At 73.0% G+C, this 15,545-nt stretch carries 12 protein-coding genes; 8 read left to right on the forward strand and 4 right to left on the reverse strand.

Features of this window, described 5'->3' with window-relative positions:
• Positions 1-35 precede the first annotated feature (35 nt).
• On the forward strand, positions 36-725 hold the full coding sequence (locus KBX50_RS25100) for a BON domain-containing protein (RefSeq protein ID WP_210940147.1): 690 nt from the start codon (positions 36-38) through the stop codon (positions 723-725).
• 76 nt (positions 726-801) lie between these two features.
• Entirely contained in the window at positions 802-1,347 is a 546-nt protein-coding gene (locus tag KBX50_RS25105) for a thioredoxin domain-containing protein (protein WP_210940157.1), read from the forward strand.
• A 93-nt stretch (positions 1,348-1,440) separates the two neighbouring features.
• Here KBX50_RS25105 and KBX50_RS25110 read toward each other — a convergent pair whose 3' ends face one another.
• The gene (locus tag KBX50_RS25110; RefSeq protein ID WP_210940148.1) at positions 1,441-4,218 is read right to left on the reverse strand and encodes a LuxR C-terminal-related transcriptional regulator; all 2,778 of its coding nucleotides are present in this window, start codon (positions 4,216-4,218) and stop codon (positions 1,441-1,443) included.
• A 220-nt stretch (positions 4,219-4,438) separates the two neighbouring features.
• Between KBX50_RS25110 and KBX50_RS25115 the strand changes: the two genes are divergently transcribed.
• The 5 genes from KBX50_RS25115 to serS all read left to right on the forward strand — a co-directional run bounded on the left by KBX50_RS25115 (position 4,439) and on the right by serS (position 9,833).
• The gene (locus KBX50_RS25115; RefSeq protein WP_210940149.1) at positions 4,439-4,903 is read left to right on the forward strand and encodes a hypothetical protein; all 465 of its coding nucleotides are present in this window, start codon (positions 4,439-4,441) and stop codon (positions 4,901-4,903) included.
• Positions 4,900-6,054: an alcohol dehydrogenase catalytic domain-containing protein gene (locus KBX50_RS25120; protein WP_210940150.1), complete on the forward strand. Its 1,155-nt coding sequence runs from the start codon at positions 4,900-4,902 to the stop codon at positions 6,052-6,054. Before KBX50_RS25115 ends, KBX50_RS25120 begins: the two co-directional genes overlap by 4 nt.
• A 43-nt stretch (positions 6,055-6,097) precedes the next feature.
• Complete coding sequence (locus KBX50_RS25125) at positions 6,098-7,285, forward strand: trans-acting enoyl reductase family protein (protein ID WP_210940151.1); 1,188 nt, start codon at positions 6,098-6,100, stop codon at positions 7,283-7,285.
• Between the two features lie 45 nt (positions 7,286-7,330).
• On the forward strand, positions 7,331-8,410 hold the full coding sequence (locus KBX50_RS25130) for a MerR family transcriptional regulator (protein WP_210940158.1): 1,080 nt from the start codon (positions 7,331-7,333) through the stop codon (positions 8,408-8,410).
• 145 nt (positions 8,411-8,555) lie between these two features.
• On the forward strand, positions 8,556-9,833 hold the full coding sequence (serS, locus tag KBX50_RS25135) for a serine--tRNA ligase (RefSeq protein WP_210940152.1): 1,278 nt from the start codon (positions 8,556-8,558) through the stop codon (positions 9,831-9,833).
• A 107-nt stretch (positions 9,834-9,940) separates the two neighbouring features.
• Here serS and KBX50_RS25140 read toward each other — a convergent pair whose 3' ends face one another.
• From KBX50_RS25140 to KBX50_RS25150, 3 genes are read right to left on the reverse strand one after another with little or no spacing between them, the layout of a single operon-like run.
• Complete coding sequence (locus KBX50_RS25140) at positions 9,941-10,516, reverse strand: redoxin family protein (RefSeq protein WP_210940153.1); 576 nt, start codon at positions 10,514-10,516, stop codon at positions 9,941-9,943.
• 60 nt (positions 10,517-10,576) lie between these two features.
• Positions 10,577-12,037 (reverse strand): NADH-quinone oxidoreductase subunit NuoF family protein, encoded by a 1,461-nt coding sequence (locus tag KBX50_RS25145; protein ID WP_210940159.1) that lies wholly within the window; start codon positions 12,035-12,037, stop codon positions 10,577-10,579.
• A gap of 2 nt (positions 12,038-12,039) precedes the next feature.
• Positions 12,040-13,824 carry a ferric reductase-like transmembrane domain-containing protein gene (locus tag KBX50_RS25150; protein ID WP_307871065.1) on the reverse strand — a complete coding sequence of 595 codons (1,785 nt, stop codon included), beginning with the start codon at positions 13,822-13,824 and terminating at the stop codon, positions 12,040-12,042.
• Positions 13,825-14,080: 256 nt separating this feature from the next.
• Between KBX50_RS25150 and KBX50_RS25155 the strand changes: the two genes are divergently transcribed.
• Entirely contained in the window at positions 14,081-15,529 is a 1,449-nt protein-coding gene (locus KBX50_RS25155) for an alpha-amylase family protein (protein WP_210940154.1), read from the forward strand.
• Positions 15,530-15,545: the final 16 nt, after the last annotated feature.

The following is a 15,545-nucleotide window of genomic DNA, read 5'->3' on the forward strand; positions in this document are numbered from 1 at the left end:
CGGTCCGCGCCGCCGTGGTGAGAAGGGAGCGACCGATGGCCAGTATCTCGACGATCAACCGCACCGACCAGGACATCCAGTCCGCGGTGCTGGACGAACTCGACTGGGAGCCCCGGGTCCGGCCGCACGAGATCGGGGTGGCCGTCACCGAGGGCGTGGTGACGTTGACCGGGCAGGTGGACAGCTACGCCAAGAAGTGGGCGGCCGAACGCGCCGCGCACCGGGTCACGCAGGTGCGGGCGGTGGCCAACGACCTCGCGGTGCGCCTGGTGACCGGCGCGGAACGCACCGACCCGGAGATCGCCGCCGCGGTCCAGCACGCCCTGCAATGGCAGGCGTTCGTGCCGGTCGACGCGCTCGACGTGACGGTCTCCCAGGGCTGGGTCACCCTGCACGGCGAGGTCGAGTGGGAGTACCAACGCCGCGCCGCCGAACAGGCAGTCGGTCAACTGAAGGGCGTACGCGGGGTCAGCAACGGCATGAGCGTCCGGCCGTCGATACGTCCGGACGGCGCCCTGCTGGCCCGGCGCATCGTCGACGCGCTGGCCCGCAACCGCGCCACCGACGCGGAACAGGTGACGGTACGCGTACACGGCGACACGGTGCTGCTCGGCGGACTGGTGCACTCGATACCCGAACGCGCCGAGGTGGAACGGGTCGTCTGGTCCGCTCCCGGCATCCGGGAGGTGCAGAACCACATCGCGGTCGCCCCGGTGCTCCGCTGAGTCGCTTGGAACCACCCGGGTCGGGTGAGTCGCGCTCACCCGGCCCGGTCCGAGGCTGGGGGGTATGACCGATCAGCTGACCACGCCCCTACAGGTCACTGCGCGACTCCGCACACCCGTCACCGAGCACGACCACATCCGTGGTCCGCTGAACGCACCGGTGACGATCGTCGAGTACGGCGACTTCCAGTGCCCCTTCTGCGCCCTCGCCCACGCCAATCTGACGGAGGTGCTGCGGCAACGCGCCGACACCGTCCGCCACGTCTACCGTCACTTCCCGATCACCAACCTGCACCCGTACGCCGAACGGGCCGCCGAGGCCGCCGAGGCCGCCGGACGGCGGGGTCGGTTCTGGGAGATGCACGACTGGCTCTACGAGCACCAGGACCAGTTGGATCCGGTGCACCTGACGCTCGGTGTCGAACAGCTCGGCCTGCCGGTCGACGAGGTGGAGGCGGAGATCGGACGGCACGCCCACGGCGACCGGATCCGGCACGACTTCGTCGGTGCCATCCGCAGCGGAGTGGCCGCCACCCCCACCCTCTTCGTCAACGACGTCCGCCACGACCGTGACTTCACCCCACCCACCCTCCTCACCACCATCGACACCGCCACCCCCTGACCCTCGTTGATCATGAAGTTGTAGTCGCGCCACGTCGGGGCGGGGCACAACAACTTCATGATCAACAGGAACGGGCCCGGGGGGTCGGGGAGGTCAGATGAGGTGGAGTTGGCGGGCGCGGCGGACGGCGTCGCGACGGCGGGTGGCATCGAGCTTGCGGTAGATGTTGCGGACGTGGGTCTTGACCGTGTTGACGGAGACCGACAGTTCGGCGGCGATCTCCACATTGGACAAAATGCTCTGCAGGTACCGCAGGATCGTCAGCTCCCGCTCGGTGAGCGGCTCGTCCAGCGGTGGCACCGCCGCGTCGGCGGCGCCTGAACCGCCCGCCTGTCCGGTTTGCGCGTCGACGGCGCGGACCAGGTCACTCACCAGCGACCAGTGGGCGGTACCGGAGTCGAGGTGGGCGGTGAGCAGTTCCCGCAGTCCCGGCTCGGCCTGTCTGAACGGGCGACGGTAATCCTCCGGTGCGGCCAGGTCGAGCGCCTCTTCCAGCATCCGGCCCGCCCGACGGTCGTCACCGGCGCGGATGGCCAGCGCCGTGGCCAGCAGCGCGGCGTCGAGGCGTACCGGCAGCGGCCAGTCGGCCGCCGGTGCGGCGGTCCAGTCCGGCAGCAGACGGTCGGCGGCACGTGGGTCACCGGCCCGCAGTTCGGTCCGGGCCGCCGCGACGGCAAGCGCCGCCGCCGCACCGGTCATCGGCCCGACCGGCGGCTCACCAGCCAGTTCCCGGGCGGTCTGTACGTCGCCCCGCGCGCTGTGCAGGTCCAGTTCGGCGGCGCGCAGCCACGCGCCCAGCTCACCGCCACGCGCGCCCCACCCGGTGCGGGCCTCCACCAGCAGCCGGTGGCCGACACTCGGCTCACCCTCGTCGAGGCGCAGGTACGCGCGGCACCAACCGGCCACCGCGCCGGGCACCGGTTCCGCACCGGCCGGCGCGGCCAGCCCCAGGTGTGCCTCGGCCTCCGCCGGCTGGTTGCGGTGCAGCGCCACGACGGCCAGCGCCAGATGCGCGTACCCGCAGTCGAGCAACGCGGCCCAGCCCTGGCAGGCCGGCAGGGCCAACGCCGCCCGGGCCAGTTCCTCGGCGGCGCGCAGCTGTCCACGCAGCGCCGCCACCAGGGACCCTCGGCTGGCACAGATCAGTTCGGTGCGCGGACGTGCCGCCTCGCGGGCGGCCGCCAGCGCTTCGGCGAAGCCGGTCGCCGCCCCGGTCAGGTCGCCGTCGTCAAAGGCGAGCAGGGCGAGCGCGGTGCCGGCCACGGCCCGTACATCGGCGTCCTCTCCGGCGTGGCCAGGCGTCCCGGCGACACTGCTGCCGGCCGCCGTTGCGACGGCGGATACGGGCGGCGGGTCGCCGGTCGGGTGTCCACCGTCGGTGGCGAGCAGGCGGGCGGCGGCGTCGCGTACCGGCGGTGGGTCACCCGCGAGTCGGGCCAGGGTGAGTTCGACCGCGGCGACCAGCCGGCCGAACCGGGACCGGCGCGGTTGCGGCAGCCGCCGGAGGTGCCCGCCGGCCAGCCGCAGGTAAGCCTCGGCCGCCCCGGTGTCGCCGTCGAGGGCCCGTTCGGCGGCGCAGGCCAACGCGAGTTCCGGGTCACGTTCCACCGCCTCCGGCGGGGGTGGCGCGGGCACCGGCCCGACGCCGGCCGGCCGCTCGTACGGCACCAGTTCCGGCCAACTGATCACGAACAGATCGGTGGCGGCGGTCCAGTCACCGGCGGCGAGCGCGTGGCGCAACGCGTCGGCGGGTCGGCCGTTGCCGGCGTACCATCCGGCCGCCCGCAGGTGCAGGTCGCGCAGCTCCGCTGCGGGCAGCCGGACCAGTTCGCGGTGCAGCAGGTCGGTCAGCAGCGGATGGCACCGGTACCACACCGGCCGGCTGCCGTCGTGGTGGAGCAGGCCGCTGTCGTCGGCGAGTGTACGCAGGCGTTCCTCGGCGTCCGCGTCGCCGCTCAGTGCGGCGGCGAGGCCGGCGCAGACGGCATCGACGATCGCTGCGCGGCGCAGCAACTCACGGTCCGTCGGCTCCAGCCCGGCCAGCGGCTCCGCCCGCAGATAGCCGGCGATCTCCGGCTGGTCGGCGCCGAGTTCGCCGATCCAGCGCTCCGGGTCCGGTTGGTCGCGCAGGGCGAGGGCGGCGATTCGCAGTACGGCCGCCCACCCCCCGGTGCGCTGCCGCAGCCGGGCCACCGCGGCGGCCGGCACCGCCACCCCGTGCGCGGTGAGCAGGTCGGCGATCTCGTCGCCGGTGAAGGCCAGGTCGTCCGGGCCGATCTCGGTCAACTCTCCGGCCAGCCGCAGCCGGTGCACCGCCAACGGCGGACCGGTCCGTCCGGCCGCCACCAGCCGTAGCCGCTGCTCGCTGTGGCGGAGCAGGAACTCCAGACCGGCCAGCGCCGCCGGCTCCGTGATCAGGTGCAGGTCGTCCACGATCAGCACCACCGGCCGTTCCCGGACGGCGAGGGCGGCGGCCATGATCTCCAACTCGTCCGGACGTGGCGCCCGGTCGGGCATCGGCGTCTCCGCCGGATCCGCGACGGAGCGCAACGCGGCGCCGAGGTACGACCAGAGGCGGTCCGGGTCGTCCCCCGCCTCGACCGACACCCAGGCCGGAACCGGGGCCTCCGGTTCAGCCTCCTGCCGCATCCGTCGCCAGCTGGCCAGCAGCGTCGTCTTACCCCAACCGGCGGGTGCCCGGAGCAGGGTGACCGGGCGGGTCACCGCCTCGTCGAGCAACCGGGCCAGCCGGGGCCGGAGCACCATCGTCTCGCCCGGCACGGCGGGTGCCAGCCGGGAGGCCAGCAGGGGTGGGCCGCCCGACGGGCGGACCCCTGCGTCGGCCTGGACGGTGCTGCGGTCATCCGGCATCCGGCCCACCCCCACGGACGCGTGCTTCCTCCCCCGGCCCTGCGGCGGGCGGTTACCCGACCCGCGACCGTTCACCCCTTCCGGGGGAACCGGGTTCACCCCGCCAGCGGCAACGCTGGCCCTGAGCTGGGCGGACGCGTCGCGGATCCCACCGGGTCACCCGCCGACGCCGCTCGGTGCGACGGCACGACACGGCTGGAAGCGGGGGTCGGAGGTACGAGTGGGACAGGTCGGGACAGTTGTCGCGGTGGCCGGCGCGCTCGGCGTGGCGGCTGCCCGGGCCGCGCGTACCGCCGTCATCCGGCAGCGGAGCCGGCACCCACGGCACCCGGGAGGTTGGCAGGTGGTGACGGTCGACCGGCCGCCGGAGCAGGTGCTGCCGACCGGGGCCTGGCCGGTGCCGCTCCGCCGCCTCGACGGTGCCGTCGAGGTCGCGGTGGCGCGTGCACCGGGTGGCCGGGGTACCGAACTGGCGGCCCGGCCACGGCCGCACGCGGCCTGGCCCGGGCTCGCCGCGCACCTGCTGGGCGACGATCCCGGCCTGCTGGTACGGCAAGCGTTGTGGCAGGTCAAGCAGCTAGCCGAGACCGGCGAGGTGCTGCGTGCCGACCCGATGCCCGGCGAGCGCGGACCGGTGGTGCCGGTCGGCACCTCCCGACCGCCGACGGACGGGCGGCCACGGTGAGAGCGCTGTGCTGGACCACCGGTGGCGAGTTGGCCGTCCGCCAGGTGCCCGATCCGGAGCTGCGCAACGACCACGACGTGATCGTCCGGGTGCGGCGCAGCGCCACCTGCGGTGCCGACCTGCCGCTGCTCAGCGGGCAGGCGCCGGGCCTGGCCGCCGGTGACGTGCTCGGCCACGAGTTCCTCGGCGACGTGGTCGAGGTCGGCCCGGGAGTACGTCGGCACCGGATCGGCGACCGGGTGGTGGTCTGCGCGTCGGTGGCCTGCGGTGCCTGCTGGTACTGCCGGCGAGGGCTACCGTCGTGCTGCGACAACGGCAGCAGCGACCCGACCGCGAGTGAGGCGGAGTGGGGTCACCCGGTGGCGGGCTGCTTCGGCCAGCCCCGGGCCGCAGGTGGTTTCGCCGGCAGTCACGCCGAGTACGTCCGGGTGCCGTACGCCGACGTCGGGGCGTTTGCGGTGCCGGAGTCCGTCGGCGACGACCGGGCCCTGTTCGCCTCGGACGCCGCGCCGGCCGGCTGGCTGGGCGCGGAGGGGGGCGAGGTGCGCCCCGGTGACGTGGTGGCGGTGTGGGGAGCGGGCGCGGTCGGTCAGCTGGCCGCCCGGACAGCCTGGCTGCTCGGCGCCGAGCGGGTGGTCGTCGTCGACCGCCACCCCGGGCGGCTGCTGATGGCACGGCAGCACGTCGGCGCCGAGACCATCGACCGGCGGGACACCGACGTCGCGGCGCAGCTGCGGGAGTTCAGCGGCGGGCGGGGGCCGGACGTGTGCGTCGAGGCGGTCGGTGGCCCGGCGGGGGAACACCGCTCGCTCGCCGACCGCTTCACCGGCCGTGCCCGGGTGCCGGAGGCGGTCCGGGAGGCGGTGTACGCGTGCCGCAAGGGTGGCAGCGTCTTCGTCCTCAACGGCGGCGTCCGCCACGTGGACGCGTTTCCGGCCGGCATCGTCGTGCACAAGGGACTGACCGTGCGCGGGGGACGCCAACACGGTCAGCGGCACATCCCGATGCTGCTGGATCGGATGGCCCGCGACGAACTGCGTACCGAGCACCTGGCCACGCACCATTTCCCGCTGGAACGGGCCGCCGAGGGGTACGCCCTGTTCCGGGACCGGCCCGAGGAGTGTCTACGCGCCGTGTTCACCCCGCACTGAGCAGCGACGGGCGGATCGGCGGCGGCGGTGGCATGATCGCGGGATGGCTGCCCAACGGTCGTACGACGTGGTGCTGTTCGGGGCGACCGGGTTCACCGGTGGGCTCACCGCCCGCTACCTGGCCCGGCACGCGCCGCCGGGGCTGCGCTGGGCGATCGCCGGCCGCAGCCCCGACAAGCTGGCCGCGGTCCGGGACCAGGTGGCCACCATCGACCCGGCGCTGGCCGGATTGCCGCTGCTCACCGCCGACGTCACCGATCCCGCCTCGTTGCGCGCGGTGGCCGCCGACGCCCGGGTGGTGGCCAGCACCGTCGGCCCGTACGTCCACCACGGTGAACCGCTGGTGGCCGCCTGCGCCGCCGCCGGCACCGACTACCTCGACATCACCGGCGAACCGGAGTTCGTCGACCGGATGTATCTGCGCCACCACGCCGAGGCGGTGCGCACCGGCGCACGACTGGTGCACGCCTGCGGCTTCGACTCGGTCCCGCACGACCTCGGCGTCTGGTTCACGATCAAGCAGTTGCCCGCCGACACCCCGATCACGGTGGACGGGTACGTGCGGGCGGGCGGACGGTTCTCCGCCGGCACCTACCACTCGGCGCTGACCGCCTTCTCGCGTACCGGTGAGGCGTCGCGAGCGGCCCGCGAGCGCCGCGCCGCCGAGCCTCGCCCGGCCGACCGCCGGGTCCGGGCCGTGCCGGGCCGCCTGGCCCGCTCGTCGGACCTGCCGGTCTGGGCGGTGCCGCTGCCGACCATCGACCCGCAGGTGGTCCGCCGCTCGGCGGCGGCCCGCCCCGAGTACGGTCCGGATTTCCGGTACCGGCACTTCGCGGCCGTGCGGCGGCTGCCGACGGTGCTGGCCGCAGGTGCGGGGCTCGGTGCCGTGGTCGGGCTGGTGAAGCTGCCGCCGACCCGACGCTGGCTGCTCGGCCGGCTCGCCTCCGGGCAGGGACCGAGCGCTGAGCAGCGGGCGAAGTCGTGGTTCAAGGTCCGTTTCGTCGGCGTCGGCGGCGGGCGACGCGTGGTGACGGAGGTGGCCGGCGGCGACCCCGGCTACGACGAGACCGCGAAGATGCTCGCCGAGTCGGCGCTCTGTCTGGCCTGCGACGACCTGCCGACCACCGCCGGTCAGGTCACGCCGGTCACCGCGATGGGCGACGCGCTGCTGCGTCGGCTCACCGCCGCCGGCATCACCTTCCGGGTGCTGAAGGAGGAGCCGGTCGCTTGACCCTCGACCAGGTCGAGGGGGCAGGATCGGGCCGTGGACGGTGACCTGCGCAGCATCGGTGAACTGGCTCGGGCCAGTGGGTTGACGGTGAGCGCGCTGCGCTTCTACGACGCCGCCGGGGTGCTGGTTCCGGCCCGGGTCGATCCGGTCACCGGCTACCGGTGGTACGCCGACGACCAGGTGGCACCAGCCCGGCTGGTGGCCGGGCTACGCCGGATCGGCCTGCCGGTCGCCGAGATCGCCCGGGCGGTACGCGCGGAACCCCTGGTGGTGCACCGGCTGCTCGACGCGCACCTGGGGCGGCTGGCCGACGGACTGGCCGAGGCGCGGCACGAGGTCGCCCGGATCCGTCGCCTGCTCGCCGACGACCAACCCCCGCCGGCCACCCGACTCGTCCTGACCGGGCGTGCGCTGGCCGCCGCCGTGGACGCCGTCCGGTTCGCGGTCGGCACCGATCCGGCGCTGCCGGGGCTGGCCGGCGTGCTGCTCGACGTGACCGACGAGGGGATACGGCTGGTGGCGACCGACCGGCACCGGATGGCGGTGGCGACGGCCGGCGCGACGGTACGCGGTCCGGCGGTGCGTGCGCTGCTGCCGGTGGCCGCGGTCGACCGGCTGCGCCGACTGTCCGGCGCGGCGGCCACCGGCGAGGTACGGCTGACCCTGGTCGGGAGGCAGGTCGTCGCCGACGGCAGCGGGCGTCGGTTGCGGGTGACGACCCTGCCGTACGACTTTCCCGACTACCGCTGCCTGCTGCCGGCGGCGACCGACGGGCCGGCCCGCCGGGTACCGGTGGACGCGCCGTGGCTGGTCGCCGCACTACGGTCGGGAACACCGACGGTGACCCGGGAACATTTGGGCGGCCCGCTGCCGGTGACCGTGTTGGGGCTGGGCGGCCGGGAGACGCTACGCCTGCTCGGCCCGGACGAACTGACCGACGACCCGGCCGGTCGGGCCGACACCGAGCTGCGGGTCGGCGTCAACGGGGGGTACCTGCTCGACGCGCTGCACGCGGCGGGCGGTCCGCGGCTGGTACTGGAACTGGACGGCCCGGTCACCCCGCTGGCGATTCGCCGGCCCGACGATCCGGCCGCCTTCTCCATCCTGATGCCGATCCGGCTCTGACCGCGGCGACCGTCCAGGTCCGGCGCGGACCGGGCGTCGGAAACCGCCGGTCCGGGGTGGGTCGGGTGCGGGAGGCGGGGCGATTCGGGCGCGACGGTAGCATCTGGAGGTCCACCCGAGCCCGGACGGAGGCGTACGGAGCAGCATGCTCGACATGGAGTTGATCCGGAAGGATCGCGACGCGGTGGCGGCCGCGCTGGCGAAGCGGCTGGACGCCGCCGAGGTCGACCGGGTGCTGGAGGAGATCCAGCAGCTCGACCGGGAGCGCCGCCGGCTGATCAGTGAGATCGACGGGGAACGCCAGCGCCGCAAGGCCGAGGCCCGGGCGTACGCGCAGGCGAAGCGAGCCGGTGTCGAGCCGCAGGTCACCTCGGACGACGGTCGGAAGCAGGTCGCCGAGCTGGAGGCGGAACTCGACGAGGTGCAGGCGCGGTTGCGCACCACCATGAGCGAGCTGCCCAACCTGCCCGCCGAGGACGTGGTGCCCGGTGGCAAGGAGGCCAACCGGGTGGTGAAGACCTTCGGTGCGCCACCGGCCATCGAGAAGGTCCGCGACCACGTCGAGCTGAGCCGGATGCTGGGTCTGGTCGACCACGAACGCGGCGTCAAGCTCGGCGGCTCCGGCTTCTGGATGTACACCGGGCTGGGTGCCCGGCTGGAGTGGGCGCTGATCAACTGGCTGATCGAGCGGAACATCGAGGCCGGGTACGAGTTCCTCCTGCCGCCGCACCTGCTGCTGGACACCGCAGGTTTCGCCGCCGGTCAGTTCCCCAAGTTCTACGACGACGTCTACCACCTGGACAAGCAGTCCGCGCCGCGTGGGCAGTTCCTGCTGCCGACGGCGGAGACGGCGATCCTCGGTGCGTACCAGGACGAGATCCTGGAGACGACGAAGCTGCCGCTCAAGGTGTTCGCCTACACCCCGTGCTACCGGCGCGAGGCGGCCGGCTCGCACTCCGACGAGCGGGGCACCGTGCGGGGCCACCAGTTCAACAAGGTGGAGATCTTCCAGTTCACCCTGCCCGAGCAGGCCGACGCGGCGCTGGAGCAGATGGTCAGCCACGCGGAGAGCCTGGTCGAGGGGTTGGGTCTGCACTACCAGCGCAGCCTGCTCGCGGCCGGCGACTCCAGCGCGTCGATGCGCAAGACCCTCGACATCGAGGTGTGGATGCCCAGCACCGGCAAGTACAAGGAGGTCTCGTCGGTCTCCTGGGGCGGTGACTACCAGGCCCGCCGGGCGGCGATCCGCTACCGCGAGCCGGGCGGCAAGCAGACCCGCTTCGTGCACACCCTCAACGGCTCCGCCCTGGCCACCAGCCGCCTCCTCCCCGCCATCCTCGAACAGTTCCAGCAGCCCGACGGCTCGGTCCTGGTCCCCGAAGTCCTCCGCCCCCGCCTGAACACCGACCGCCTAACCCCCTGACCCGCTCGTGTTGATCATGAGGTTAGCGGCAGTTTCAGAGATCAACAACGCCGCTAACCTCATGATCAACGTGGCAGGGCGAGCGTCGAGCGGCGAGCGGGCGGGCGTCAGGTGGCCAGGGCGGTGACGCGGCGGGTTAGGTCTTCGCCGTCGAGCCAGCCCTGGTGGATGATCCGGCCGTCCCGGTCGATGATGACGAAGGTGCTCTGCTCGACGACCTCGAAGCGCCGCCAGATCGCCCCCTTGCGATCCTCGATCTGCGGCATCGGGCCGAGTTCGAACTCGGTGACGAAGTCGGTCATCGCCTTGCGTTCACCGAGCCCCGCGACGCCGATGATCGGCACGGTCTCCCGGAAGCCGGGCTCGATCTCGGCGATCGTCCATGCCTGGCTGGCGCAGGTGGCGCACCAGGGTGCCCAGAACCAGAGCACCACCGGCCGGCCCGCCAGGGTGGCGGCGTCGAAGGCCGCGCCGTCCAGGGTGGTGCCGGTGAACCGCAGGGTGTCCGGCACCGGGCTGGCCGGCCCGGTCGACGGGGACACGGTGGCGGACGTCGGCGCACCGGCCGGCGGGGCCGCCTCGGCGTCCGGACCGGTGCCGCATCCGGCGGTGGCCAGCACGGCGGCGAGCAGGGCGGCGGTGACCGCCCCGGTGGACCCTCTCGTCGTCGAAAGCGATCCCATCCGCGTCTCCTTCGGTTCACTCGCGCCCACCCCGGCGGCCGTACCGCCCGGGTGGGCGGCTCAGGCCTCGGTCAACCGCAGCGCCAGCGCCGGACAGACCTTGACCGCCTTCACCGCGCCCTCCCGCAACCAGGTCGGCACGGGGGTGGGCGGAAAGGCGGGGTATCCGTTCTGGTCCAGCCGGATGAAGTCCGGCACCACGTGGGCGCAGAGGCCGTGCCCGTCGCAACGGGACCAGTCCAGGACCAGCTTCTGTGGGTCGGGGTCGGGGGCGCCGGGTAGACCCATCATGCCCTTGACCCGCCGTCCGCAGCCCTCGCCGGTGGTGTGCTTCTTCAGGTCGTCGGCGAAGACCTCCATGGCCGAGAGCGCGAAGCGGGACGTACCGTCGGGGTGGCTGCACGCGCCACGGCCCTTGACGTCACCGGCGGCGGCCCGGACGACCTCCACCGGCGCGCTGCCGGAGACCGCCAGGTCGACGGCGCGGGCCAGGTCGGGCAGGCCCCGCTTGCACGGGCCGCACTGCCCGGCCGACTCGCCGGCCAGGTAACGGACCACCTGCGCCGCCTCGCCGAGCGGGCAGGTGTCGTTGGCCAGCGGGACGATGATGCCAGCGCCGAGCGTGCCGCCGACCGCGGCGAGCCCCTTGCGGGAGACCTCGGCCCGCTCCGCCGCCTCCCGGGTGATCCACTTGCCGTGGTAGCCGCCCATGAGGATGCCGGGACCGTCCGGCACCTCGCAGAGTTCGAGGATCTCGGCCAGCGGGGTGCCGGCCGCGCACTCCACCACCGCGTGGCGTTTCGCCGCGCCGGTGATGCTGAGCAGCACCGTGCCGGGCTCGTCGTCGGTGCCGAGCGCCGCGTACTCGTACGGGCCGAGTCGGGCGGCGATCGCCATCTGGGCGTACGTCTCGGCGTTCGACAGCAGGGTCGGCATCCCGCCGACGCCGGAGTCGCTGGCCCGCCTCTTGGTGCCGGGCGGGATGTGCGGCAGGCCGTTGATCCCGTTCACCAGCGCGCCGCCTTCACCACTGATGAACCGGTGTGGCACCGTCACGACGCTCGTCGGTGCCGGCATCCGGCGCTCGTCCAGGGCCTCCATCAGGGAGTCCCGGCCCACCAGGTCGTCGGCCACGCAGAGCACGATCTCCTCGGCGTCCAGCGCGAACGCGGCCAGCGCGGCACCGTCGAGAATCAGGTGCGGTGCCCGGGTGAGCAGGACCTTGTCCTTCCAACTGGCCGGCTCACCCTCGGTGGCGTTGACCACGACCACGGGCGGCAGATCCTGACGTTCACAGGACTCCAGCACCGCCCGCAGCTTCCGCGCGAACGGGAATCCGGCCCCGCCCTTGCCCTTGAGCTGGGTGCCCTCCGCCAGCCGCAGCAGGTTGGACGGTTCCATCGGGCTGATCGGGCCGTGCACCAGCTCGTGGGCGCGCAGGTCTAGCCGGCCGAACTCGGCGAACCCCGCGGTGAGCCGGGGCTCACCGACGGCGGCCACCGGGGGAACGGTGGTCCGCATCGTCACTTGGCCTCACCCCGCAGCCCGGCCCAGTAGGCGCCGTCCACCGAGTCCGGGTCGGCCCGGCGGCGACGTCGGCTCTCCGCCGACGAGGCCCGGCGGGCACGTCGGGAGGCCAGGTCGACCAGGGTCGGGGTGTCGTCGTCGGCCACGTCGTCCGGGCTGTACCGGGCCGGCGGGCGCCAGTAGTCGGTCTCCGCCTCCGGCAGGTCGTCCTCGGCGCTGTGCCGCCCGCCACCGCTACGCGGTGCGGCGGAGATCGGCGAGCCGGAGATGGGCGCGCCGGAGATCGGGCCGGTCGACTCCCACCGGCGCGGGCTGTCCCAAGGCTCCTCGGCCTCGTCCTCGACGCGCTGCGGCGGAGCTGAGTACCGGCTACCGGCGTCGACCCGGGACCGGCGGGAGCGGTCGTACTCCTCCTCGTCCTCGTCGCGGCGGCGGCGACGCACCGGCTCCTCGTACTCCATCAGGTCCTCGTCGCGACGGGACGCACGACGGCCGACCGGCTCGCGCTCCTCCTCGCGCCGCGATCGGCGGCCGGTCGGTTCCTCGTCGCGCCGCGACCGGCGGGCGACCGGTTCCAGGTCCTCGTCGACCCGCGCCGAACGCCGCCCGGTGGTCTCCAACTCCTCGTCGCGGCGGGAGGACCGCCGGGGCTCGGCATCGCGACGGCGGCGCGCCACCGGCTCCAGCACCTCGGTCTCGCGGCGCACCACCCGCTCCAGTTCCTCCTCCTCGCGGCGCGAGGCGCGCCGGACGACCGGCTCGAACTCCTCGTCGCGACGGTCCCGGCCGGACCGCACCGGTTCGCGCAGCGTGCCCGGCTCGGGAACCACCGGCACGGTGAACCGTTCCGGGTCGTTGCGCCGGATGGTGGGGCTGGCCCAGGTCCCGGAGGTGCTGTCGGCCCAGCTGGTGTCGCGACGGACCCGCTTCTCCCGACCGTCGTCGGCTTCGTCGCGGCGGCCGGTCAGCGTGCCGAGCAGGGACTTGCCCCGGGTTTCCTCGGTGGACTTGGCCCCGCTCATGACCTCGTTCAGAACGGCGGCCTGCTGTTGCTCGCGGCTGCGCCGTTGCAGGGTGACCGAGAGCCGGACCATCAGGGCGATCACGACCAGCAGCACGCAGGCGAAGTAGCTCAGGCCCACCCAGGTGGCGGGCGGACGGCCGGCGAGCAGACCGTGGAAGATGGCGAACGGCCAGGAGACGTACGCCATGGAGTGCAGCGCACGCCACACCCACTTCGGGCCGACGTCGGCGAACCGCGCCCGGATGATCCCAGTCCAGAGCACACCCACCATGAGCAGCGCGGCGATGGTGCCCAGCCCGATGTAGAGGCCCCGGCCACCGACGAACGGCACGGCGGCGTCGGTCAGCCCCGCCCGACCACTGGCGATCTTCGTGATGACGTGGAAGGCCAGCCCGGCCACGCCGAGAATGCCGGTGGCCCGGTGCGCGGACTGCAACAGCACCCGGTGCCGGATGAGCAGTACCAGCCGGTCGGTGGCGAGCAGCCCCATCATCACCGTGAGGCTCAGCGCGACCAGCGCGATCACGCCGGCGAAGAACTCGGTGAAGAAGAAGCCCATCGCGTACATCTGCTGGCCCGCGCCGGTGAGCATCGTCAACGCCCACAAGGCGGCGAGCCCGGACGCGGAGAGCGCCATGATCTGGCCGCGGGACCGGACGCGGATCCCTCGACTGCTGCTGCTGGTACGTACGGCAGCTGCCTTCTCGTTCTGCGTAGCCCGGACCATCTGCTCCTCGATCGTCTCGCGGCGGCGCACCGCCGGCCGACCCTGTTCCCCACTCCAGTACGCAGCGCGGCTCCGGTCGGATCAGTGTCGTAAGAAAAAATCTCGCCGAGTTGTCGAACCGCCCCGCCACCCGGCGCGTATAACGGCCCCGCCGCCGGCCGTCCACACCAGCGCATTGACAGGCGTTGAAACCCGGTTGTAACATTTCTGAAATTTTCAGCCCGGATTGCAAGATCTGGGCAACCCGCACCACCTCCCCCGTCCCCCGGCACCCCTGGAGCACCCGATGCATCGACGTCGACTCCGCCCGGCGATCGTCGCCCTCGCCGTGATCGCCGGCCTCCTCGCCCCCGGCGTGATGACCGCACCCCCGGCCGTCGCCGCCCCGAGTGGTGGCAAGAAGGTCATCGCCAACCTCTTCGAGTGGAACTGGCCCTCGGTCGCCAGCGAGTGCAGCAGCACCCTCGGCCCGAAGGGCTACGGCTACGTCCAGGTGTCACCACCACAGGAGCACGTACGCGGCAACCAGTGGTGGGTGGCCTACCAACCGGTCAGCTACCGGATCGAATCCCGCAAGGGCACCCGCGCGCAGTTCAAGTCCATGGTCGACACCTGCCACGCGGCCGGCGTGAAGGTGATCGTCGACGCGGTCATCAACCACATGTCCGGCCAGGACAACGGCGGGACCGGCTGGGCCGGCTCTACCTACCAGCACCACGTCTACCCCGGCATCTACCAGTCGCAGGACTTCCACTACTGCGGACGCAACGGCAACAACGACATCGCCAACTACAACGACCGCTACGAGGTGCAGAACTGCGAGCTGGTCAACCTCTCCGACCTGAAGACGGAGTCCGACTACGTCCGCTCCCGGCTGGCCGCGTACCTCAACGACCTGCTGGCGCTCGGGGTGGACGGTTTCCGGCTGGACGCCAGCAAGCACATGCCGGCGGCTGACATCGCCAACATCCGCAGCCGGCTCAACCGGTCGGCGTACATCGTGCAGGAGGTCATCTACGGCGCGGGCGAGCCGATCACGCCGAACGAGTACACCGGCAACGGTGACGTGCACGAGTTCCGCTACGGCAAGGACCTGGCCCGGGTGTTCCGCTCCGAGCGGCTCGCGTACCTGCGCAACTTCGGTGAGGGCTGGGGCCACCTGCCCAGCGGCGTCTCCTCGGTCTTCGTGGACAACCACGACACCCAACGCGACGACGGCGGTGTGCTCACCTACCGCGACCGGGGCATCTACGCCCTCGCGAACGCGTTCATGCTGGCCTGGCCGTACGGTTCCCCGACGGTGATGTCGAGCTACACCTTCAGCAGCCGCGACGCCGGCCCGCCCTCAGACGGCAGCAACAAGACGCGCAACACGGTCTGCTACTCCGGCTGGGAGTGCGAGCACCGCTGGCCGGTGATCGCGAACATGGTCGGCTTCCGCAACGCCACCGAGGGCGCCGGAGTCAGCAACTGGTACGACAACGGCAACAACCACATCGCCTTCAGCCGCACCGGCCGGGGCTTCATCACCATCAACGACGAGGGCTCCGCGATCAACGGCCGCTCCTACTACACCGGACTGCCGGCCGGCCGCTACTGCGACGTCATCCACGGCACCTTCACCAACGGCACCTGCTCCGGCCCGGTCGTCACCGTCGACGCCAACGGCTGGTTCGCCGCCAACATCCCCGCCCACGACGCCATAGCCCTCCACCTGAACGCCCGCCTCCCCTAACCCCCACCCCACCCCC

The organism is Micromonospora sp. C51 (assembly GCF_018070435.1).
GTDB lineage: Bacteria > Actinomycetota > Actinomycetes > Mycobacteriales > Micromonosporaceae > Micromonospora > Micromonospora sediminimaris.